This is a genomic window from Streptomyces sp. NPDC053431, assembly GCF_044544925.1.
Classification (GTDB): Bacteria; Actinomycetota; Actinomycetes; order Streptomycetales; family Streptomycetaceae; genus Streptomyces.
In genome coordinates this window covers 69,418-91,118 of record NZ_JBITXX010000008.1, presented here as the reverse complement: position 1 = coordinate 91,118, position 21,701 = coordinate 69,418, and the positions used below count along the sequence as shown (strand labels likewise).

At 71.1% G+C, this 21,701-nt stretch carries 18 protein-coding genes; 7 read left to right on the top strand and 11 right to left on the bottom strand.

Features of this window, described 5'->3' with window-relative positions:
* Positions 1–203: 203 nt before the first annotated feature.
* Positions 204–1,916 carry an AMP-binding protein gene (locus tag ACIGXE_RS20320; RefSeq protein ID WP_399749241.1) on the bottom strand — a complete coding sequence of 571 codons (1,713 nt, stop codon included), beginning with the start codon at positions 1,914–1,916 and terminating at the stop codon, positions 204–206.
* Positions 1,913–3,610 carry an AMP-binding protein gene (locus tag ACIGXE_RS20315; protein ID WP_399749240.1) on the bottom strand — a complete coding sequence of 566 codons (1,698 nt, stop codon included), beginning with the start codon at positions 3,608–3,610 and terminating at the stop codon, positions 1,913–1,915. Before ACIGXE_RS20315 ends, ACIGXE_RS20320 begins: the two co-directional genes overlap by 4 nt.
* A gap of 130 nt (positions 3,611–3,740) precedes the next feature.
* Here ACIGXE_RS20315 and ACIGXE_RS20310 point away from each other — a divergent pair, with 130 nt between their 5' ends.
* The gene (locus ACIGXE_RS20310; protein ID WP_399749238.1) at positions 3,741–4,538 is read left to right on the top strand and encodes a response regulator transcription factor; all 798 of its coding nucleotides are present in this window, start codon (positions 3,741–3,743) and stop codon (positions 4,536–4,538) included.
* Between the two features lie 203 nt (positions 4,539–4,741).
* On the opposite strand, the gene ACIGXE_RS20305 is transcribed toward ACIGXE_RS20310, so the two are convergent.
* Positions 4,742–5,914, bottom strand: a complete 1,173-nt coding sequence (locus ACIGXE_RS20305; protein ID WP_399749236.1) for a winged helix DNA-binding domain-containing protein — start codon at positions 5,912–5,914, stop codon at positions 4,742–4,744.
* Between the two features lie 141 nt (positions 5,915–6,055).
* On the opposite strand from ACIGXE_RS20305, the gene ACIGXE_RS20300 reads away from it, so the two are divergent.
* A complete protein-coding gene (locus ACIGXE_RS20300; RefSeq protein WP_399749235.1) occupies positions 6,056–7,186 on the top strand; it encodes a magnesium and cobalt transport protein CorA in 1,131 nt (376 codons plus the stop codon).
* A 165-nt stretch (positions 7,187–7,351) separates the two neighbouring features.
* Here the strand turns inward: ACIGXE_RS20300 and ACIGXE_RS20295 are convergent, their stop codons facing one another.
* The 3 genes from ACIGXE_RS20295 to ACIGXE_RS20285 form a co-directional block, all read right to left on the bottom strand.
* Entirely contained in the window at positions 7,352–7,999 is a 648-nt protein-coding gene (locus ACIGXE_RS20295) for a fasciclin domain-containing protein (protein WP_399749233.1), read from the bottom strand.
* Positions 7,996–9,672, bottom strand: a complete 1,677-nt coding sequence (locus ACIGXE_RS20290) for a sulfite oxidase (protein ID WP_399749231.1) — start codon at positions 9,670–9,672, stop codon at positions 7,996–7,998. Before ACIGXE_RS20290 ends, ACIGXE_RS20295 begins: the two co-directional genes overlap by 4 nt.
* A gap of 460 nt (positions 9,673–10,132) precedes the next feature.
* Positions 10,133–10,372 carry a chaplin gene (locus ACIGXE_RS20285; RefSeq protein ID WP_399749229.1) on the bottom strand — a complete coding sequence of 80 codons (240 nt, stop codon included), beginning with the start codon at positions 10,370–10,372 and terminating at the stop codon, positions 10,133–10,135.
* 375 nt (positions 10,373–10,747) lie between these two features.
* Here ACIGXE_RS20285 and sigK point away from each other — a divergent pair, with 375 nt between their 5' ends.
* Complete coding sequence (sigK, locus tag ACIGXE_RS20280) at positions 10,748–11,335, top strand: ECF RNA polymerase sigma factor SigK (protein ID WP_399749648.1); 588 nt, start codon at positions 10,748–10,750, stop codon at positions 11,333–11,335.
* Complete coding sequence (locus ACIGXE_RS20275) at positions 11,332–12,108, top strand: anti-sigma factor (protein WP_399749226.1); 777 nt, start codon at positions 11,332–11,334, stop codon at positions 12,106–12,108. The genes sigK and ACIGXE_RS20275 overlap by 4 nt, the downstream gene beginning before the upstream one ends.
* 334 nt (positions 12,109–12,442) lie before the next feature.
* Here ACIGXE_RS20275 and ACIGXE_RS20270 read toward each other — a convergent pair whose 3' ends face one another.
* The 5 genes from ACIGXE_RS20270 to ACIGXE_RS20250 all read right to left on the bottom strand — a co-directional run bounded on the left by ACIGXE_RS20270 (position 12,443) and on the right by ACIGXE_RS20250 (position 17,457).
* Positions 12,443–13,126 (bottom strand): potassium-transporting ATPase subunit C, encoded by a 684-nt coding sequence (locus ACIGXE_RS20270; RefSeq protein ID WP_399749224.1) that lies wholly within the window; start codon positions 13,124–13,126, stop codon positions 12,443–12,445.
* 6 nt (positions 13,127–13,132) lie between these two features.
* Positions 13,133–15,244, bottom strand: a complete 2,112-nt coding sequence (kdpB, locus tag ACIGXE_RS20265; protein ID WP_399749222.1) for a potassium-transporting ATPase subunit KdpB — start codon at positions 15,242–15,244, stop codon at positions 13,133–13,135.
* The gene (gene kdpA, locus ACIGXE_RS20260; protein WP_399749220.1) at positions 15,241–16,905 is read right to left on the bottom strand and encodes a potassium-transporting ATPase subunit KdpA; all 1,665 of its coding nucleotides are present in this window, start codon (positions 16,903–16,905) and stop codon (positions 15,241–15,243) included. Before kdpA ends, kdpB begins: the two co-directional genes overlap by 4 nt.
* Positions 16,906–16,912: 7 nt before the next feature.
* Positions 16,913–17,002 (bottom strand): K(+)-transporting ATPase subunit F, encoded by a 90-nt coding sequence (kdpF, locus tag ACIGXE_RS20255; RefSeq protein WP_376585224.1) that lies wholly within the window; start codon positions 17,000–17,002, stop codon positions 16,913–16,915.
* Between the two features lie 317 nt (positions 17,003–17,319).
* Positions 17,320–17,457 carry a hypothetical protein gene (locus tag ACIGXE_RS20250; protein WP_399749218.1) on the bottom strand — a complete coding sequence of 46 codons (138 nt, stop codon included), beginning with the start codon at positions 17,455–17,457 and terminating at the stop codon, positions 17,320–17,322.
* A gap of 183 nt (positions 17,458–17,640) precedes the next feature.
* On the opposite strand from ACIGXE_RS20250, the gene ACIGXE_RS20245 reads away from it, so the two are divergent.
* The 3 genes from ACIGXE_RS20245 (at position 17,641) to ACIGXE_RS20235 (ending at position 21,564) form a co-directional block, all read left to right on the top strand.
* Positions 17,641–19,596 (top strand): amino acid transporter, encoded by a 1,956-nt coding sequence (locus tag ACIGXE_RS20245; RefSeq protein ID WP_399749216.1) that lies wholly within the window; start codon positions 17,641–17,643, stop codon positions 19,594–19,596.
* Between the two features lie 556 nt (positions 19,597–20,152).
* Positions 20,153–21,346, top strand: coding sequence for a cytochrome P450 (locus ACIGXE_RS20240; RefSeq protein ID WP_399749214.1), 1,194 nt, complete (start codon positions 20,153–20,155; stop codon positions 21,344–21,346).
* A complete protein-coding gene (locus ACIGXE_RS20235; protein ID WP_399749212.1) occupies positions 21,343–21,564 on the top strand; it encodes a ferredoxin in 222 nt (73 codons plus the stop codon). Before ACIGXE_RS20240 ends, ACIGXE_RS20235 begins: the two co-directional genes overlap by 4 nt.
* The last annotated feature ends 137 nt before the right edge of the window (positions 21,565–21,701 follow it).

The following is a 21,701-nucleotide window of genomic DNA, read 5'->3' as shown; positions in this document are numbered from 1 at the left end:
GGGGCCACCGGGCGGCGCTTGCCGGCGGCTGCGAGACAAAGCCGCCGGCGGCGGGAGCCGGCGACTGCGGACGGGCCGTGGCCGAGGCTCCGTGCACCGGGACGGCGCGATGCCCGCGGCCGCGGCACGGGCCAGGGCCCCGGGGCGGCGCCACCTGACGCCCGGCTACGGGCGTCGCCGCCCTGGCTCCCTGGCGTCCGCCCCTAACGCCCCGATTCCGATTCCTTCCCCTCCCCCTGCTCCTCCGCCCCGAACCGTTCCCGCAGCTCCACCTTGCGGACCTTGCCGCTGACCGTCATCGGGAACTCCGTCAGGACCTCCACCCGTCGCGGGATCTTGTAGTGGGCCAGGCGGTCGCGGCAGAAGGCGGCGATGTCGTCCAGGGTCGGGGGGTCGGCCGGGTCGCGGGGGATGACGCACGCGAGGATCTCCTCGCCGTAGCGCTCGTCCGGGATGCCGACGACCTGGACGTCGGCGATCTTGGCATGGGCGTAGAGGAATTCCTCGATCTCGCGCGGATAGACGTTCTCGCCGCCCCGGATGATCATGTCCTTGATGCGGCCGACGATCTGCACGTAGCCGTCCTCGCGCATCACCGCGAGGTCGCCGGTGTGCATCCAGCGGCCCTCGTCGATCGCCTCGGCGGTCTTCCCGGGCTCGTCCCAGTAGCCGAGCATCACGCTGTAGCCGCGGGTGCACAGCTCGCCCGCCGTGCCGCGGTCGACCGTCAGGCCGGTCGCCGGGTCGACGATCTTGACCTCGACGTGCGGCATGACGCGGCCGACGGTGCCGGTGCGCCGCTCCAGGTCGTCGTCGCGCCGGGTCTGCGTCGAGACGGGCGAGGTCTCCGTCATCCCGTAACAGATGGACACCTCGGCCATGTTCATCTCGGCGACCACCCGCTTCATCACCTCCACCGGGCACGGCGAACCCGCCATGATCCCGGTGCGCAGCGTGGAGAGGTCGTACGAGGCGAAGTCCGGCAGGTTCAGCTCGGCGATGAACATCGTCGGCACCCCGTACAACGACGTGCAGCGCTCCTCCTGCACCGCCCGCAGCGTGGCCGCCGGGTCGAAGGACGGCGCCGGGATCACCATGCAGGCGCCGTGGGAGGTCGCGGCGAGATTGCCCATGACCATGCCGAAGCAGTGGTAGAAGGGCACCGGGATGCAGATCCGGTCCTGCTCGCTGTAGGCGATCATCTCGCCCACGAAATAACCGTTGTTGAGGATGTTGTGGTGCGAGAGGGTGGCGCCCTTCGGGAAGCCCGTCGTCCCCGACGTGTACTGGATGTTGACGGGCTCGTCGCAGGACAGCCCCTCCGGCACCGTGCCCTCCGGCGCCCGTCTGGCGAGGAGTTCGTCCCAGGTCGGGTCGCCGAAGTAGACCGCCTCGCGCAACCCCGGACACGCGCCCCGCACCTGCTCGACCATCGCCCGGTAGTCGCTCGTCTTGTGCGTGAGCGAGGCGAACAGCAGCGAGATGCCGGCCTGGTTGAGGACGTACTCCAACTCGTGCGCTCGGTAGGCCGGGTTGATGTTCACCATGATCGCGCCGATGCGTGCGGTGGCGTACTGAACGAGGACCCACTCGGCGCAGTTGACCGCCCAGATCCCGACCCGGTCGCCCTTCACGACCCCGCTGCCGAGCAGCGCGTCCGCCAGCCGGTCCACGTCCGCCCCGAACTGCGCGTACGTCCAGCGGCGCCCGGTGGGCACGTCCACCAGCGCCTCGCGCTCCGGCCACGTGGCGACGGCCCGGTCGAGGTTGGCGCCGATGGTGTCGCCGAGGAGGGCCGTGTCCGAGACGCCGTGCGCGTACGACAGCGACGGATGCCGGGGCGCAGGGGCGTCGCGGGTCGCAGCGGCCTCGCCGGTGGCAGTGCTCTTGGTGGTCGCAGTGGTCTTGCCGGTCATGCCAGGTCCCCCTCGACGTACTCGGTGCCGGTGTCGCCCTCGGCCGTGAGCTTGCGCAGCTCCACCCGCCGGATCTTGCCCGAGACCGTCTTCGGCAGGTCGGCGAACTCGATCCGGCGGATCCGCTTGTACGGCGCGAGGACCTCGCGCGAGTGGGCGAAGAGCGCCTTCGCCGTGTCGGCGTCCGGTTCCCAGCCCGCCGCGAGGACCACGTACGCCTTGGGGACGGCGAGCCGCAGCGGGTCGGGTGCGGGGACGACGGCGGCCTCGGCGACCGCCTCGTGCTCCAGCAGCGCGCTCTCCAGCTCGAAGGGCGAGATCTTGTAGTCGCTCGCCTTGAACACGTCGTCGGCGCGCCCGACGTACGTGATGTAGCCGTCCTCGTCCCGCGCTCCGATGTCACCGGTGCGGTAGTAGCCGCCGGCCATGGCCTCGGCCGTCCGCTCCGGGTCGCCGTGGTACCCGGTCATCAGGCCCACCGGCCGCTCGGCGAGGTCGAGGCAGATCTCGCCCTCCTCGACGTCGGGCGTGCCGCTGACCGGGTCGACCAGGGTGACCCGGAAGCCGGGGCTGGGCCGGCCCATCGAGCCCTCCTTGAGACGCTGACCAGGACTGTTGGAGACCTGCACGGCCGTCTCGGTCTGGCCGAAGCCGTCCCGGATCGTGACGCCCCAGGCGCGTCGGACGGTCTCGATGACCTCGGGGTTGAGCGGTTCGCCCGCGGCGACGACCTCGCGGGGCGGACCGGCCAGCTGGCCGAGGTCGGCCTGGATCAGCATGCGCCAGACGGTCGGCGGGGCACAGAAGCTGGTGACCCCGTGCTTGTCCATCTCGGCCATCAGACGGGCCGGGTCGAAGCGCGTGTAGTTGTGGATGAAGACGGTCGCCTCGGCGTTCCAGGGCGCGAAGAGATTGGACCAGGCGTGCTTGGCCCAGCCGGGCGAGGAGATGTTGAGGTGGACGTCGCCGGGCTTGAGCCCGATCCAGTACATCGTCGCCAGGTGCCCGACGGGGTACGAGGTGTGGGTGTGCTCGACCAGCTTGGGGCGGGCGGTGGTGCCGGAGGTGAAGTAGAGCATGAGGGTGTCGTCGGCGAGGGTGGCGCCGTCGGGCGTGAAGTCCGTGGACTCGGCGTACGCGTGCTCGTAGCCGAGCCAGTCCTTCCCGTCGCCACCGACCGCGATCCGCGTGTAGTCGCCGGGCACGTCGGCGAACTTGCTCGTGTCCTCCTCCCGTACGAGCACATGGCGGGCCCGGCCGCGGTCCACCCGGTCCCGCAGGTCGGCGGGGCCGAGCAGCGGGGTGGCGGGAATGACCACGGCGCGCAGCTTCATCGCGGCGAGCATGGTCTCCCACAGCTCGGTCTGGTTGCCGAGCATCACGATCATCCGGTCGCCGGCCCGGACGCCCTGCGCGCGCAGCCAGTTGGCCACCTGGTTGGAGCGCGCCGACATCTCGGCGAAGCTGAGCCGCGCCTCGGTGCCGTCCTCCTCGACGATGTGCAGCGCGGTGCGGTCGTTGCCCGCGGCGATGACGTCGAACCATTCGAGCGCCCAGTTGAACCGTTCGGGGCGGGGCCAGGCGAAGCCCGTGTACGCCGTGTCGTAGTCCTCCCGGTGCCGGAGCAGGAAGTCACGGGCGGCCCGGAACTCCTCCGTCGCCCCCGTCGGCTCCGCCGCGCTCGTTGCCGTCATGTGTCCTCCTCGTTGCGGGACCCGTCCCGCACATCGTGTAATCAGTGACCCAGGTCTCACTACCCCCGTTCGGGGGGAGACCGCCCTGATTGCGGAGCAGGTCGACACGGCTCGAAGGAGGGGGCGCATCGTGCCCGAGCAGGACGAATCGGTGGAGCTGCGCGCCGCCCTGCTGCGGCTGCGCCGCACCACCGGCCTCCAGGTGGTGTTCGGGGGCCTGCTCCACGACGGCCGCGCGCTGCGGATCGCCGAGCTGAACGGGGCGGTGACGCCCGCCCTGCGCGGTCTGGCGATCTCGACCGGTTCGGGCCTGGGCGGGAAGTGCCTCGCCCTGTCGAGGCCGTGCGCGGTCACGGACTACCCGTCGGCGCGCCACATCACGCACGAGTACGACGCCCCGGTCTCGGCGGAGGGCCTGCGCTCGGTGATCGCGGTCCCCGTCGTCGTACGCCGCCGGGTCCGCGGAGTCCTGTACGGGGCGCTGCGCGACGCGCTGCCGATCGGCGAGCGGGTCTTCGACGCGGCGGTCGCGGCGGCCCGTGACGTGGAGCAGTCGCTGGCCGTACGGGACGAGGTGCGCCGGCTCACGGCCGAGCGCGAGGAGATGCGGCAGGCGTACGGGGAGCTGCGCGAGCTCGCCCCGAAGGTGACCGACCCTGAGCTGCGCGAGCGGCTGCTGGCGGTGTGCGGCCGCTTCGAGTCGACCTCCGCCGCGGAGGGCCGGACCCCCGGCGTGCTCCTCACGCCGCGCGAGACGGACGTACTGGCGGCGGTGGCCTCGGGCGCGACGAACGCGGTCGCGGCCCAGCGCCTCGGGCTGCGCCCGGAGACGGTGAAGGGCTACCTGCGCACGGCGATGCGGAAACTGGGCGCGCACACCCGCCTGGAGGCGGTGGTGGCGGCACGGAGGGCGGGATCGCTGCCGTGATCGACCGGGCCGGCGGGCCCGACGCGCGGCCGGCAGCCCCGCCCACGCGGCCGGCCGGCCGACCGCCCACCCGGCTGGCTCACCGCTCGACCGGCCGGCTCATCGCTCGGTCGGCCGGCTCACCGCTGCCGCTCTCGCTCCAGCTCTAGCTCTAGCTCTAGCTCTAGCTATCGGGCTCCGGTGCACTCACCGAAAAAACCGGATCATTCGCTGTGGACGATCTCGTACGGAACGTCCTGAGGGCTCATGAGCCGCAGCGTCCGTTCGGCCTCGGCGGTGAGTGCGGCGCGCTGGGCGCGGGTGGGCCGCTCGAAGGCCTCGACGGTCAGGACCGTCCGCTCGCGCCCTTCGTCCAGGTGCCAGATCCCGGCGAGGAAGCCGTCGAGCAGGAAGACCCGGTGGGCCTGGTTGCCGGACCAGGAGCGGGTGCGGTGCTCGGCGGGCACGACCCGGGTGCGGTCGGCGTGCGAGAGCAGCAGGTTGTCGAACTCGGGCAGGAAGCGGGGCGGCGCGGGGGTGTCCTCGTCGGGGCGGGGCGCGTCGGGGAGGTCGAAGAGTTCGGTGCCGCGCTCGTCGCGGAAGACGAGCAGCTCGGGCCGCAGCCGCTCGAAGGCGGGCCGGAGCCGGGTGAGCCCGCACCAGGCCTGCATGTCCTGGACGGAGGCGGGCCCGAAGGCGCGCAGGTACCGCAAGACGGTCGAGTCGAGAGGGGCGGCCTCTTCCCGCCCGCCCTCACCCTCGCCGTCCCGCCCGCTCCCGCCGCCCTGCCCGTCCCAGCCCTCGCGGCCGTCCGCTCCGAACCACAGCCGAGCGGTGGTGAGCGCGACCTGGCCGCTCCTCCCCCACAGCCCGCGCGGGGTGACCTGCACCATCGGCACGAGGCAGCGGGCGGCGACGGTGAGCGCCTGGGGATCGGCCTCGGGCCACTCCTGGAGCAGGTGCTCGCGGATCTCCTTGGGGGTGCGGGCCCGCTCCTCGACGTGGGCGACGGTGAGCGCGGCCAGCCGTTCCAGGTCGACCCCGTCGAGCCCCTTGCGGAACATCCTGAGCTCCCGGTCGACGGCACCCGTTTGGACGAGCCGGCGCAGCGGGAGGGCGTCGGCCGCGGTGTGGGTGTGCACGGTGGAGCGCATGGAGACGATCCGACCGACCCGACGGGACTCCATGAGGGCGGACAGATCGTCGGGGCGGAAGCCGTCGAGGCGGGCGGCGAGCGCGTAGTACGGCGGCTTGGTGTTCTGCGCCTGAAGCCCGACCAGGTGCGCGACCGCCTGCTCGGCGGAGAGCGGGGCGCGGTCGAGGAGAAGCTGGCGGCCGAGGGTGGCGCGGTTGAGGGCGCGGAGGGAGAGGAGCGGCGGCGGGGTCTGGAGGGCCATGGGGAAAAGCTAGCGATGATCGCGGACAGGAAGCGTCCTATATGGGCCCCGGACGGCTACCGGCGCGGACCTCCCGGCCCGATTCATCCCCTATATCCTTCATAGCGCAAGCAGCCCGGCAACCGCCGAGGAGACCGTCCGATGTCCGACCGACGCCCGCGCGCCTCCTGGCGCCGCGCACCGGAGCCGCCGGCCTCCGCCTCGACACCCGCCCCGCCCGCCGGCTCCCCCGCGCAGGCGCCCGCGGACCGGCCGAGCGTGGTCCAGGCGACCTTGTACCGCGAGGGCCGGCGCGTCTCGTCCCCCGACACGCTGGCGGAGACCTTCCGCCAGCTCCGCCGGTACCCGGACGGCATGGCCTGGATCGGGCTGCAGCGCCCGACCGAGGAGGAACTCCACTCCCTCGCCGCGGAGTTCGACCTCCACGAGCTGGCCGTCGAGGACGCGATGGAGGCCCACCAGCGCCCCAAGCTCGAACGCTACGGCGACACCCTGTTCGTCGTCCTGCGCGCCGCCCGCTATCTGGACGCGCAGGAGGAGGTGGACTTCGGCGAGCTGCACGTCTTCGTAGGGCCGGACTTCGTGATCACGGTCCGGCACGGGGCCGCGCCGGACCTCTCGGCCGTACGCCGTCGCATGGAGAAGGACCCGGACCTCCTCGCCCTGGGCCCGGAGGCGGTGCTGTACGCGATCCTGGACGCGGTGGTCGACGGCTACGCGCCGGTGGTCGCGGGCGTCCAGAACGACATCGACGAGATCGAGACCGAGGTCTTCGGCGGCGACCCCGCGGTGTCCCGCCGCATCTACGAACTCTCCCGCGAGATGGTCGAGTTCCAGCGCGCCACCCGCCCCCTGGTGGGCATGCTGCACGGCCTGATGGCCGGCTTCGCGAAGTACGGCACGGACGAGGAACTCCAGCGCTACCTCCGCGACGTGGCGGACCACGTCACCCACACCAGCGAGCGCGTCGACGGCTTCCGCCAGGCCCTCACCGAGATCCTGACGGTCAACGCGACCCTGGTCACCCAGCAACAGAACGCGGAGATGCGGGCGTTGGCGGAGGCGGGCTTCGAACAGAACGAGGAGATCAAGAAGATCTCGTCGTGGGCCGCCATCCTCTTCGCACCCACGCTGGTGGGGACCATCTACGGCATGAACTTCGAGCAGATGCCCGAGTTGGGCTGGAACCTCGGATACCCCTTCGCGATCGGCTTGATGGGGGTCGTCTGCGTCAGTCTGTACCTGATCTTCAAGCGCCGGGACTGGTTGTAGGGGTCGCCCGACGCCGCTGGGACGAGCCACTCGCCCGTACGCGGCGCCGTGCGCACAGCGTGCGCCTCGGCGGGGCCAGGCCCAGCGGCCGGAAGCAGCCTCGCCCCCTTCCCGGTCGGAAGGGAGCGGGGCCGCCGGACGTGCCCGCAGCGGAAGGACGGGGGGCTACTTCGGCATCAGGACGGTGTCGATGATGTACACGCTGGCGTTGGCGGTCCTGACGTTGCCGCAGACCACGTTCGCGGTGTCGTCGACCTTGTAGGACTCGCCCGAGCCGGTGGTGGTGATCATGCCCTTCTGAAGGGTCTCGAAGCTGCCCTTCTCCAGCTGCTTCGGCGTCAGCTTCTGCCCGACGACGTGGTACGTGAGGATCTTGGTGAGCATGTCCTTGTCCGCGAGGACCTTGTCGAGGTCGGCCTTCGGGATCTTCGCGAAGGCGTCGTTGGTCGGGGCGAAGACGGTGATGTTTTCGGCGTTGTTGAGGGTGTCGGCCAGGCCGGCCTTCCCGACGGCGGTGACCAGAGTGGACAGGGCCGGGTTGTTGGAGGCGGCGGTGGCGACCGGGTCCTTGGCCATGCCGTCGAAGGAACCCGCGCCCTCCTTCGGCACTCCGGCACAGGCGGGGCCGAAGGGCTGGTCGGTCGTCGCCTCTTCGGAAGGGGCGCCCGTCCCCGTCTTCGCCTCGTCTCCGGCTGCCGCGGTGGGGGCGGCTGCGGTGCCGCTGCCGGAGTCGGAGCAGGCGGCCAGGGAGAAGGGAAGCAGGGTTGCGGCGGCGACGGCGATCGCGGTGCGGCGGATCCGCATGCTGTTCATGATTTCTTACTCCTTGGAGCTGTAGTGAGGGTTGTGAGGGGCGTGGGTTGTGCTGCCGGCCTGGCCCTGAGGGCGGGTCCGGTGATCTGGGGGACGGTCACGAAGACGCTGTGCCGGCCACTGGCTCCGTCGGGGACGGTGCGGGTGCGCTGTTCGGTCTGGACCCGTCCGGTGCCGTCGGTGGCGCGGACGGTGAGCCTGTGGCCGCCGGGAGTGGCGTTCCAGCGGTAGGACCACTGCCGCCAGGTGTCCACGGTGTCCTGGGCGGCGAGGTCGGCATCCTGCCAAGGGCCGTCGTCGACGCGTATCTCGACGCGAACGACGCCGCGGTGCTGGGCCCAGGCGACTCCGGCGACCGTGACGGTGCCGGCAGCCGGGCGGGCGAACGGCTTGGGGGTGTCGATGCGGGACTGGGTCCTGATCGGCGCCCGGCGGGCCCAGCCGCGCTTGACCCAGTACGGGTCGTAGGCGTCGAACGTGGTCAGCTCGATGGACTCGATCCACTTGCAGGCCGACACATAGCCGTAGAGGCCGGGGACGAGCATGCGGACCGGGAAGCCGTGCTCGAAGGGCAGCGGCTCGCCGTTCATGCCGACGGCGAGCATCGCGTCCCGGCCGTCCATGACGTCCTCGACCGGGGAGCCGAGCGTCATCCCGTCCACCGAGCGGGCCACCAGCTGGTCCGCCGTGCCGCCCCGGGAAGGCGACCGGACACCTGCTTCCTGGAGGAGGTCGGCCAGGGGGACGCCGAGCCAGCGGGCATTGCCGACGTACGGGCCGCCGACCTCGTTCGAGACGCAGGTGAGCGTGATGTCGCGCTCCATGAGGGGGCGGGCCAGGAGCTGGTCGAGGGTGTAGGTGAGTGGGCGGGTGACGCCCTTGCCGTGGATCCGCAGCCGCCAGGTTCCGGCGTCGACCCTGGGCACCGTCAGGGCGGTGTCGACGCGGTAGAAGTCGCGGTTGGGGGTGGTGAAGGAGGTGATGCCGGGCACCTTCACCCGGGTGCCGACGGGGACGGCAGGGGCCGGTGAAAAGGGCTCGGGCAGGACCAGGTTCTCGCGGGAGGCGACCGCACCCTGTCCTTGCCGGCCTGACAGGAAGCGCCCGAGCAGGCCCGCTGATGTCGCCGTGGCGGCGGTCACGCCCGCCGCGGTGAGGAAGCCGCGTCTGTTCCACGTCCTGGCTTCGCCTTCGCTGTCGGCGGGGGCCGTCGAGAGGGTTGCCCGGGAGGCCAGGACGGAGAGGGTGAGGGCGCCGGCAAGGGCTCCGGCGATCGAGGGGAGTGCGTCACCGACACCGGTGGCGTCGGGGCGGTCGAGGGCCGCGGCGGCGCCGACGATCCCGAACAGCAGCACACCGGCGGCACCGACCCGCCGACGGCGCAGGCCGAGCATGCCCAGGCCGATGGCGGCGAGCGCCAGGACCGCCAGGATTCCGAGCCGCAGGACGGTCTTGTCGTTCTCGCCGAACGCGCGGATCGCGAAGTCCTTCACCGCGGCCGGAGTCCGGTCGATCACCGCGCCGCCCACCACGGTCACCGGTCCCGCGGCGGGCCGCAGGAGCCCTGCGACCAGCTCGGCCACGGCGAGCGCCGTGAAAGCGGCCAGAAGGCCGGCCGACGCGCCCACCGCGGCGCGGGAAAGAGTTCTGCGGAAGCTGCTCACACCGGGCATTCGGCGGCCTCCGCCCGGCGGATTGGTCCGCCCCCGAAAGAGTGAACCCACCGGCTCCTGTCGCCTCAGGGGCGGACGTGGGGGCATCACGCGGCCCCGGGGCGGGGGGGGGGGGGGGGGGGGGGGGCGGCCGGCGCCGCCCCCCCCCCCCCCCCCCCCGCGGGGGGGGGGGGGGGGCGGGGGGGGGGGGGGGGGCCCCCCCCCCCCCCCCCCCCCCCCCCCCGCCCCCGCCCCCCCCCCCCCCCCCCCCCCCCCCCCCCCCCCCCCCCCCCCCCGCCCCGGCAGAATCGCGGTGGTTGCCGCGGGCGGCTGTGCCGACGGCCACCCGCAGCCGACCTGCCCGACATCCGGCTTGTCGCGCGCAACGGGTCCCGGGACTGTCCTGCGCCTCCGCGCCGGGGTCAGGCCGCCGGTCCGCCCCGTCCTTTCGGCGGCGGACCGGACTTCTCTCGGCGCCGGGTCAGGCGTTGACGCAGGTGTTGCCGAAGGACGGGTTCAGCAGCCCGATGACACTGACGGCGTTTCCGCAGGCGTTGACCGGGATGTGGAGGGGCGCCTGGACGAGGTTGCCCGACCCCACCCCCGGGGAGTACGCGGCCACGCCCTGCGCGCCGGCATCGGCCGAGGCCACCGCTGCGCCGCCCACCACGACGGCGCCTGCCGTCACCGCCACCGCAAGACCGCGTCGCACACGAACCATCTCGACTACCTCCTATGGATGTCTGAGGCCGTGCGGCGGATCCGCGCGGCCCACGGAGAACCGCAGAACACCGAGCGGCTCCCTCACCAGTGCCTTCGCCGCCGTCCGCCCGTCGGCTGGGCCGACAGCTCGCATTCCGCTCGAACGGGTCAACCGCCGGGAGTGCGGGTGACGAAACGGCCTCCCATCCGCACGCCCGTCCGCTACGAAGAACCAGTGACACGCCCACCTCCTGCGGTGGCCGGTCCTCCCCGTGGGGTGGTCCGTCCACCGCTTGAGCGACAAGTCAAGGACCGACATGCGATGGACACCCCGTCCCCCGACGGCCGCGCCCGGCCGCCCCTTCGCCGTCTCGCCACGGCCGGAGCGGCACAGGTGAACCAACCGATCCCCTTCGTCGCCGGTCCCGCCGCGGGCCATGTCGGCCTGACCGAGGTCATGCGGAAGGTCGCCCACGGCGACAAACAGGCCTTCTCCGCCCTCTACGACGCCCTCGCCCCCCTGGTCTTCGGAATCGTCCTCAAAGTCGTACGGGACCGGGCCCAGTCCGAGGAGGTCGCCCAGGAGGTCATGATCGACCTGTGGCGTCAGGCCGCCCGCTACCGTCCCGACGGCGGCTCCGTCACCACGTGGGCCGCGACCATCGCCCACCGGCGGGCCGTGGACCGGGTCCGCTCCGTCCAGGCGGCCTCCGACCGTGAGCAGGCCCAGGCCGCCCGTGAGCACACCACCGCGTTCGACGAGGTCGCCGAGCAGGTCGAGACCCGGCTGGAGTCCGAGCAGGTCCGCCGCTGCATGCGCGGCCTGACCGAACTGCAGCGGCAGGCGGTGACCCTGGCCTACTACCAGGGCCTGACCTACCGTGAAGTCGCCGAAGCCCTGCGCACGCCTCTTCCGACCATCAAGACACGCATGCGCGACGGGCTCATCCGGCTCCGCGACTGCATGGGGGTGACCACATGAAGCACGACGCAACCGACGCCCACACCCTCGCCGCCGCCTACGCCCTGGGTGCGTTGGACTCCGGTGAGCACGGCACCTTCGAGGACCACCTGCGAACGTGCCAGGCCTGCCGGCAGGAAGTCGCGGAGTTCGAGGCGACCGCGGCGCGCCTGGCAGCGGCGGTCTCCCAGGTGCCGCCCGCGACAGCCAAGGCCGAGGTCATGGCCGCCATCGACGGCGTGCGCCAACTTCCGCCACGCATCCCCGCCCCGGCCTCCGCACCCGCCTTCGGTGGCGTGCTGCGCCGCAGGGCCGTGCCGCTGGCTCTGGCCGCCGCCGTGGCCGCGGCCGTACTCGGCGGCGCCGCGGTGTGGCAGACGCAGCACTCGCAGGACCTCGAGCGGCGGGCCGGCCAAGCCCAGCAGCGACTCGACGCGGTCAGCGCCGTACTGGCCGCGCCCGACGCCCGCACCGTCCACGGACGGGCCGCCAACGGAGCGTTGACCACCGTCGTCGCCTCCGAGCGGCAGAACAAGGCGGTCTTCACCGCCGCCGACCTGCCCGCCCCCGGGACGGGCAAGACCTACCAGCTCTGGCTGGACCACGACGGCACGATGCGCCCGGCGGGGCTGATCGACCACGACGGCACCGTCGTACTCACCGGCGACCCGGCCGACGCAGGCGCCGTCGGCCTCACCCTCGAACCCACCGGAGGCTCCCCCCAGCCCACCACCACCCCCCTGCTCCTGATGCCCCTTCACGCCCCGACGCCCGCGCGTGCACCGAAGTCCTGACGAGTTGCTGACGCCGACGCAGGAGGGCATCACCCGGGACAACGTGTCGGTCAAGGTCGACGCGGCCGTCTACTACCAGGTCACCGAACTCCACGCTCGTCACGCCGTTCCCGGTGGAGCTGCTCCGCTACTTCGACAGGGCGGCCCGCGATCTCGACGCCGCCGCGACGTCCACGCCGGAGACCCCGAAGGGCGCCGTGCCCGAGCAGCCCGGCCCGGCGGACGCCTCCTGAACCCCGGGGGGGTAGTCGGTAGTCGGTACGCGCAAGCGCGTCAGGAGCCGGCAGCCAGGGATTGTCCGGGCTGCCGGCTCCCGCGCGTCGGGCGTGAGGACTCAGCCCTTGGCCGCCGTGAGGTTCTTCAGCGCGATGTTGAGCTGGAGGACGTTCACGCGGGGTTCGCCGATGAAGCCGAGGATGCGGTCGTCGGTGTGGTCGGCGACCAGCTTCTCGACCTGCTGGACGTCGAGGCCGTTCTTCTCGGCGACGCGGTGGACCTGGATCCTCGCGTACTCCGGGGAGATGTGCGGGTCCAGGCCGGAGCCGGAGGAGGTGACCGCGTCGGCGGGGACGTCGGACGGCTTCACCGTGTAGTCGGCGGTGGAGTTGTCCTTGACCACGGCCGCCTTGGCCGCCGTCACCCACTTGATCAGGTCGGCGTTGTCGCCCGAACGGTTCGTGGCGCCGGAGAGGATGATCGCGTACTGGGTGTTGACGCTGTTGCCGCCGAGGCCGTTGGAGGGGCGCGGCTGGAACCACCTCAGGTCCGGGGCCACCGCCTCCTCGGCGTCGTCCGGGTTCTTCTTCGGCAGGTCGTAGGTCTGACCGATGAGTGCGGAGCCGACGACCCTGCCGCTCGCGTCCTTGATCTCGGAGCCGTTCGCCTTGCCGGGAAAGGCCAGTTGGGCGATCCCGGTGACGGCGAGCGGGTAGACGACGCCCGTGATCACGGTCAGGACGAGGAGGGCCCGGAGTCCGGCCCAGAGCACGCGGCCCGTGTTTCCTACGGAGTTGTTCATAGCCGATCAGCCGATTCCGGGGACGAGGGTGAGGAGCAGGTCGATGATCTTGATGCCCACGAACGGGGCGACCAGGCCACCGAGTCCGTACAGGCCGAGGTTGCGGCGGAGCATCGAGTCGGCGCTGCTGGGCCGGTAGCGCACGCCCTTGAGGGCGAGCGGGACGAGGGCGACGATGATCAGCGCGTTGAAGATGACGGCGGAGAGGATCGCGGACTCGGGCGAGGCCAGGCCCATGATGTTGAGCTTGTCCAGCGACGGGTACGCCACCGCGAACATGGCGGGGATGATGGCGAAGTACTTCGCCACGTCGTTGGCGATCGAGAAGGTCGTCAACGCCCCTCGGGTGATGAGGAGTTGCTTGCCGATCTCGACGATCTCGATGAGCTTGGTCGGGTCGGAGTCGAGGTCGACCATGTTGCCGGCCTCCTTCGCGGCCGACGTGCCCGTGTTCATCGCGACACCGACGTCGGCCTGCGCGAGGGCGGGGGCGTCGTTCGTGCCGTCGCCGGTCATCGCGACCAGCTTCCCGCCCGCCTGTTCGCGCTTGATGAGGGCCATCTTGTCCTCGGGGGTGGCCTCGGCGAGGAAGTCGTCGACGCCGGCCTCCTCCGCGATGGCCTTGGCGGTCAGCGGGTTGTCACCCGTGATCATGATCGTCCGGATGCCCATGCGGCGCAGCTCGTCGAACCGCTCGCGCATCCCCTCCTTGACGACGTCCTTCAGGTGGACGACACCCAGGACGCGCGCTCCCCTGTCGTCGTCGACCGCCACCAGGAGCGGCGTGCCGCCGGCCTGCGAGATGGCGTCGGTGACGTCCTGGGCGTCCCGGGCGACCTCGCCACCGCGCTCCTTGACCCAGGCCACGACCGAACCGGTCGCCCCCTTGCGGACCTTGCGGCCGTCGACGTCCACGCCCGACATGCGGGTCTGTGCGGTGAACTCGATCCACGCGGCGTGGGCGAGCTCGCCCTGGTGGCGTTCGCGCAGCCCGTACCTCTCCTTGGCCAGGACCACGACGGAACGGCCCTCGGGCGTCTCGTCGGCGAGCGACGAGAGCTGCGCCGCGTCGGCGAGTTCGGCCGCGGTGACGCCCCTGACCGGGACGAACTCCGAGGCCTGGCGGTTGCCGAGGGTGATCGTGCCCGTCTTGTCGAGCAGCAGCGTGGACACGTCGCCGGCGGCCTCGACCGCCCGCCCGGACATCGCGAGGACGTTGCGCTGGACGAGCCGGTCCATGCCGGCGATGCCGATCGCGGACAGCAGCGCTCCGATCGTCGTCGGGATGAGGCAGACGAGGAGGGCCGTCAGCACGATCATCGAGGTCTGCTCGTCGGCCCCCGCGTAGATCGCGAAGGGCTTCAGGGTGACCACGGCGAGCAGGAAGACGATCGTCAGCGAGGCGAGCAGGATGTTGAGGGCGATCTCGTTGGGGGTCTTCTGCCGCGCCGCGCCCTCGACCAGGTTGATCATGCGGTCGATGAACGTCTCGCCGGGCTTCGTCGTGATCTTGATGACGATGCGGTCGGAGAGCACCTTCGTACCGCCGGTGACCGCGCACCGGTCACCGCCGGACTCGCGGATGACGGGGGCGGACTCACCGGTGATCGCCGACTCGTCGACGCTCGCGACGCCCTCGACGACGTCACCGTCGCCGGGGATGACGTCGCCGGCCTCGCAGACCACGAGGTCGCCGACGCGCAACTCGGTGCCCGGGACTTGCTCCTCGATCTTTCCGTCCTGCGTGAGGCGACGGGCGACGGTATCGGTCTTGGCCTTGCGCAGCGTGTCGGCCTGGGCCTTGCCACGGCCCTCGGCGACGGCCTCCGCCAGGTTGGCGAAGATCGTGGTCAGCCACAGCCAGGCGGTGATCGCCCAGCCGAACCAGTCGCCCGGGTTCTTGATCGCCAGCGCGGTGGTGACCACCGAGCCGACCAGGACCACGAACATGACCGGCGACTTGATCATCACGCGCGGGTCGAGCTTCCTGATCGCGTCGGGGAAGGACTTGACCAGCTGCTTCGGGTCGAAGAGGCCTCCGCCGACACGTCCGGCCTCGGGCTTGTGCCCCGTGGGTGCGTCCGGGTGGGGTGCCCTGGTAGGAGTGATGGTGCTCATGCTGCGAGTCCTTCGGCGAGCGGGCCAAGGGCCAAGGCCGGGAAGTAGGTGAGACCGGTGATGATCATGATCGTGCCGACCAGGAGGCCGGTGAACAGCGGCTTCTCGGTCCGCAGGGTGCCCGCCGTCTCCGGTACGGGCGTCTGCTCGGCGAGCGAACCGGCGAGCGCGAGGACGAACACCATCGGGAGGAACCGGCCGAGCAGCATCGCGATGCCGATCGTCGAGTTGAACCACTGGGTGTCGGCGTTCAGGCCCGCGAACGCGGAGCCGTTGTTGTTGGCGCCCGAGGTGTAGGCGTAGAGGATCTCGGAGAAGCCGTGCGCGCCGGAGTTGGTCATCGAGTTCGCCGGCGTCGGCAGGGCCATCGCCAGGGCGGTGAAGGAGAGGACCAGCGCCGGCGTGACGAGGATGTAGAGCGCGGCGAACTTGATCTGCCGCGTGCCGATCTTCTTGCCCAGGTACTCCGGCGTGCGACCGACCATGAGACCGGCGATGAACACCGCGATGACCGCCATGATCAGCATGCCGTACAGGCCGGAGCCGACACCGCCGGGCGCGATCTCGCCGAGCTGCATGCCCAGCATCGTGATCCCGCCGCCGAAGCCGGTGTACGAGGAGTGGAAGGAGTTCACGGCGCCGGTCGAGGTCAGCGTGGTGGCGACCGCGAAGATCGACGAGCCGCCGATGCCGAAGCGGGTCTCCTTGCCCTCCATGGCGCCGCCCGCGATGTCGAACGCGGGGCCGCCGTGGTGGAACTCGGTCCACATCATCAGGGCGGTGAAGCCCAGCCAGATGGTGGCCATGGTGGCGAGGATCGCGTACCCCTGCTTGATCGAGCCGACCATGCGGCCGAAGGTGCGGGTGAGCGCGAAGGGGATGACGAGGATCAGGTAGATCTCGAAGAGGTTGGACAGGCCGTTGGGGTTCTCGAAGGGGTGGGCCGAGTTGGCGTTGAAGTAGCCGCCGCCGTTGGTGCCCAGCTCCTTGATGACCTCCTGCGAGGCCACGGCCCCGCCGTTCCACTGCAGCGTGCCGCCCGTGAACCGGCCGACCTCGTGGATGCCGGAGAAGTTCTGGATGGCGCCACAGGCGACGAGGACGAGGGCGCCGACCACCGAGATCGGCAGCAGGACGCGGACGGTACCCCGGACCAGGTCGGCCCAGAAGTTCCCCAGCTCACCGGTACGGGAGCGGGCGAAGCCACGGACGAGCGCGACCGCCACGGCGATCCCCACCGCCGCCGAGACGAAGTTCTGCACCGCGAGGCCGCCGGTCTGCACGACGTGGCCCATGGCCTGCTCGCCGTAGTACGACTGCCAGTTGGTGTTCGCGACGAAGGACGCGGCCGTGTTGAAGGCCTGGTCCGGGTCGATGGAGACGAAGCCGAGCGAGCCGGGCAGGGAGCCCTGGACCCGCTGCAGCAGGTAGAGGAAGAAAACGCTCACCGCGGAGAAGGCGAGGACGCCGCGCAGATAGGCGGGCCAGCGCATCTCGACGTTCGGGTTCGCACCGATCGCTTTGTAGATCCACTTCTCGGGCCGCAGGTGCTTCTCCGAGGAGTACACCGTGGCCATGTGGTCACCCAGCGGCCGGTACGAGAGACCGAGAGCGACGACCAGGGCGAGGAGCTGGAGGATTCCAGCCAGGACGGGACTCATGTCCGGCTCAGAACCTCTCCGGCTTGACGAGGGCGAGGACGAGATAGGCCAGCAGGCCGGCGGCGACCAGCAGACCGACGATGTTCTCGGCAGTCACAGCTTCGCCACCCCCTTGGCGACGAAGGCCACCAGCGCGAAGATCGCGACCACGGTGACGACGAAGGCCACATCGGCCATCGTGAGCTCCCGGATGTGAGTGGTTGAGATGAGTGATCCGTCGGACCTGTCCGAGGAAATCGCGTTCCAGCCACCACACCGCCGCCGTTGACGCGCCCCTAACGGTGAGTGCGGCCGTCTTGACACATCCCGTACGCAGCCTCGTCCTGGACCGGACGTTGGCCCCTGGCCTGGGTGGGGCCCGGGGTGCGTCCTGCGGGTCGGGTCCAGCCGCCGCCCGTCGTCCCGGGCCGCGCGTCAGAACGTCAGGGCCGGACCGGATCCTTCCGGCCGTCGAGCGCGAGAGGTACGCAACGGCAGCAGCGCCGACGCCGTCAGGAACGGTGCGAGGACCGCGGCCGTCATCGCGAGCGCGTCCCGGAGTGACGTGCGCATCCACGGCCTCCTCCGTGTACGACTCATGGCTGTACCTGGTGTGACGAAGCCGACGCCCGACCGGGCCATCTTGACGCTTTCCTGACGCCCGACCCGGCGCCTGCGACGAATGTCCTGCTTACGCTGGCCCGGCCGTCCGCACAACGGCCGAAACCGATCGCCTCAGAACACCCAGGGACACCGATGGCCACCACGAACGACGCTCGCACCGCCCGATTGCGCGCGTGGATGCTGGAGGGCCTGTCCGACATGGGCAAGGGCAAACCCTCCCGGCCCAAGGAGCCTGCCGCGGACGCCGCGCACAAGGGCCAGCCCTGGTGGCGGGTCATGTGCCTGACCGGTGTCGACTACTTCTCCACCCTCGGCTACCAGCCGGGCATCGCGGCTCTCGCGGCCGGTCTGCTCTCCCCGATCGCCACGATCGTGCTCGTGATCGTCACCCTGGCCGGCGCCCTGCCGGTCTACCGGCGGGTGGCCGAAGAGAGTCCCCACGGCGAGGGCTCGATCGCGATGCTGGCGCGGCTGCTGTCCTTCTGGAAGGGCAAGCTCTTCGTCCTCACCCTGCTCGGCTTCGCGGCGACCGACTTCCTCATCACCATCACCCTGTCGGCGGCGGACGCCTCCACCCACCTCGTGGAGAACCCGCACCTGGAATCGGCCCTGCACGACAAGCAGGTCCTGATCACCATGATCCTGATCGCGCTGCTCGGCGCGGTCTTCCTCAAGGGCTTCCTGGAGGCGATCGGCGTCGCCGTCGCCCTGGTCGGCATCTATCTCGCGCTCAACGCGGTCGTCGTGGTCGACGGCCTGTGGCACGTCCTCACCGAGGGCCACGTCGTCACCGACTGGACCACCGCCCTGACCCAGGAGCACGGCAACGTCTTCGTCATGATCGGCGTCGCGCTGCTCGTGTTCCCGAAGCTCGCGCTCGGCCTGTCCGGCTTCGAGACCGGCGTGGCCGTCATGCCGCACGTCCAGGGAGACGCGTCGGACACCGAGGCGAAGCCGACCGGGCGCACCCGCGGCACCAAGAAGCTGCTGACGACGGCCGCGCTCATCATGAGCGTCTTCCTGATCACGACCAGCTTCATCACCACCGTCCTCATCCCGGAGAAGGAATTCGAGTCCGGCGGCAGCGCCAACGGCCGCGCGCTCGCCTACCTCGCGCACGAGTACCTCGGCAACACCTTCGGCACCGTCTACGACGTCTCCACGATCGCCATCCTCTGGTTCGCGGGCGCCTCCGCCATGGCCGGCCTGCTCAACCTCATGCCGCGCTACCTGCCGAAGTACGGCATGGCCCCCCACTGGGCCCGCGCCGTCCGCCCCATGGTCATCGTCTTCACCCTGGTGGCCTTCCTCGTGACGTGGCTCTTCGACGCCGACGTCGACGCCCAGGGCGGCGCGTACGCCACCGGTGTGCTCGTCCTCATCTCCTCCGCCGCCATCGCCGTCACCATCGCCGCCCGCAAGGCCGGCCAGCGCGGCTGGACCATCGGCTTCGGCGTCATCTCCGCCGTCTTCCTCTACACCACCGTGCTCAACATCATCGAGCGCCCGGACGGCGTGAAGATCGGTGCCTGCTTCATCGCCGGCATCATCCTCATCTCCCTCCTCTCCCGCCTCGGCCGCGCCTTCGAACTGCGCGTCACCCACGTCGAACTCGACGACCTGGCCGAACGCTTCATCCGCGACATCTCCCACCGCACACCGCGCTTCATCGCCAACGAGCCCGACAAACGCGACGCCGACGAGTACCGGGCGAAGAAGGACCAGATCCGCGCCGACAACGACCTGCCGACCACCGAGGACTTCGTCTTCGTCGAGGTGACGATCACCGACCCGTCCGAGTTCGAGGCCGGACTGACCGTCAAGGGCGAGGTCCTCCACGACCGCTTCCGGGTCCTGACCGTGGAGAGCTCCTCCGTACCGAACGCCCTCGCGGCGCTCGTGCTCCACTCCCGCGACCTCACCGGCGTCCGCCCGCACATCTACTTCGAGTGGACCGAGGGCAACCCCTTCGCCAACTTCCTCCGCTTCTTCCTCTTCGGCCAGGGCGAGATCGCCCCGGTCACCCGCGAGATCCTGCGCGAGGCCGAGCCCGACCGGGACCGCCGCCCCCGCGTCCACGTCGGCTAGCCGCCGAGCTGGCCTGGACGCGCTCCTCGCCGGCTCCGGCGGAGCCGGTCAGACGGCGGAGTCGGCAGAGACGGCAGAGACGGCGCAGAAGCACCAACCCGCGGCGCGCATCGCCCACCGGGCGGCCCGGGCCCGTAACGACTGGCACCGCGTTCGTGATCGCCTCTACGCCGGTCAGCGCCGAGCAGCCCGAGGCGACGGCCTTCAGGAGCACGGACTCGGGTCCGCTCAGCGTGAGCCCCGGGCGGGGCGGCCTCCGCCGTTCCTTGCGGGTTCTTGGCGTCCTGGCGCCCCGTCTTCACGCGTCCCTGACGCCGACCGGCGGCGCGGAAGCACGCGCCGGTGCTCCCGCCGGCCGTCCCCCCTTCCGGCATGTCATCCCTATTGCTTTCACCGCCACTCCATTGCAACAACACGTTGCATTCAACCGCCGCCCATTGCATCAATTTCCCACCGGTGAGCTGGCTTTATGCACGCCAGCGATTGACGAGTTATTGAACGCAACGTAGCGTTCGAGCATCAGAAAACACGTCATATCGCGAACCGAGGAATGACCATGAGCGAGTCCGTCCACACCCTCACGGCGCTGCCGACGGAGCGTCCGGCCGGCTGTCCCTTCGACCCCCCTGCCGAGCTGGTCGAGGCCCGCCGGCACGGGCCCCTCAGCGCCTACACCCATCCCGGCGGAAAACCCGGCTGGCTGATCACCGGCTACGACATGGTGCGGTCGGTCCTGGCCGACCCGAGGTTCAGCTCGCGCAAGGACCTCATGAACGTCGTCGACTTCCAGCTCCCTCCGGCGCCGCCCGGCGAGTTCCTCCTCATGGACGAGCCCGAGCACAGCCGCTACCGGAAGCCTCTGGTGGGCAAGTTCACCGTGCGACGGATGCGGATGCTGACCGAGCGGATCGAGCAGATCACCGCCGAATGCCTGGACGCCATGGAGGAGGCCGGGCCGACGGCGGATCTGGTGACCGCCTTCGCCAAGCCCATCCCCACCATCGTGATCTGCGAGATCCTGGGCGTCCCGTACGAGGACCGGGCGTCGTTCCAGGAGCAGATCGACACGTTCATGGGCGGGGAGGTCGGCGACGAGGAGCTGATCGCGGCCTACACCGCGACGCAGGAGTACCTCGCGCAGCTGGTGGCCGCGAAGCGCGCGAACCCGACCGACGACATCCTCAGCGAACTCACCGACAGCGACCTGACCGACGAGGAGCTGAGGGGGATCAGCCTCATCCTCCTGGCGGCCGGGTTCGACACCACCGCGAACATGCTGTCCCTCGGCACCTTCGCGCTGCTCCAGAACCCGGAGCAACTGGCCGCGCTGCGCGCCGATCCGGCGCTCACCGAGCGGGCCGTGGAGGAACTGCTGCGGTATCTGAGCGTCGCCAAGACGTTCCACCGGACGGCGCTGGAAGACGTCGAGCTGGGCGGCCGGACCGTCAAGGCGGGCACGACGGTCGTCCTCTCGTACAACACCGCCAACCGCGACCCCGACCGCTTCCCCGACCCCCACACCCTCGACCTGAGCAGGGAGGCCACCGGGCACCTGGCCTTCAGCCACGGCATCCACCAGTGCCTGGGCCAGCAGCTCGCCCGCGTCGAGATGCGCGTCGCGTTCCGCGCGCTGGTCGACCGCTTCCCCACGCTGCGCCTGGCGGTTCCGGCCACGGAGGTCGTCCTGCGCCCGGAGACCGCGGACATCTTCGGGGTGAAGAGCCTTCCGGTCACCTGGGACGAGAAATGAGCACGCCGCACCTGAGCGCCGACCGGGGGCGCTGCATCGGCGCCGGCATGTGCGCCATGACCGCCCCCGACGTCTTCGACCAGGATCCGGACGACGGCCTCGTGCTCCTGCTGCAGGCCGAGCCGCCCGCCGCCCACCGCGCGGCCGCGCGGATGGCCGTGGGCCTCTGCCCCGCCGGGGCGATCGCCCTCCACGAGCCGGAGTCCGGCGGCTCCTAGTGCCGGGATCGGGCGCTTGATCACCGTCCGTTAAAGTGCGGGATGTTCCGCATGGGCGGAGCACGGCAACACCGCGCCGCCCCGTGGGGCGACGGGCACGGCGTCGACGGCTCGGCCGCCTCGCCCGGCACACCCGT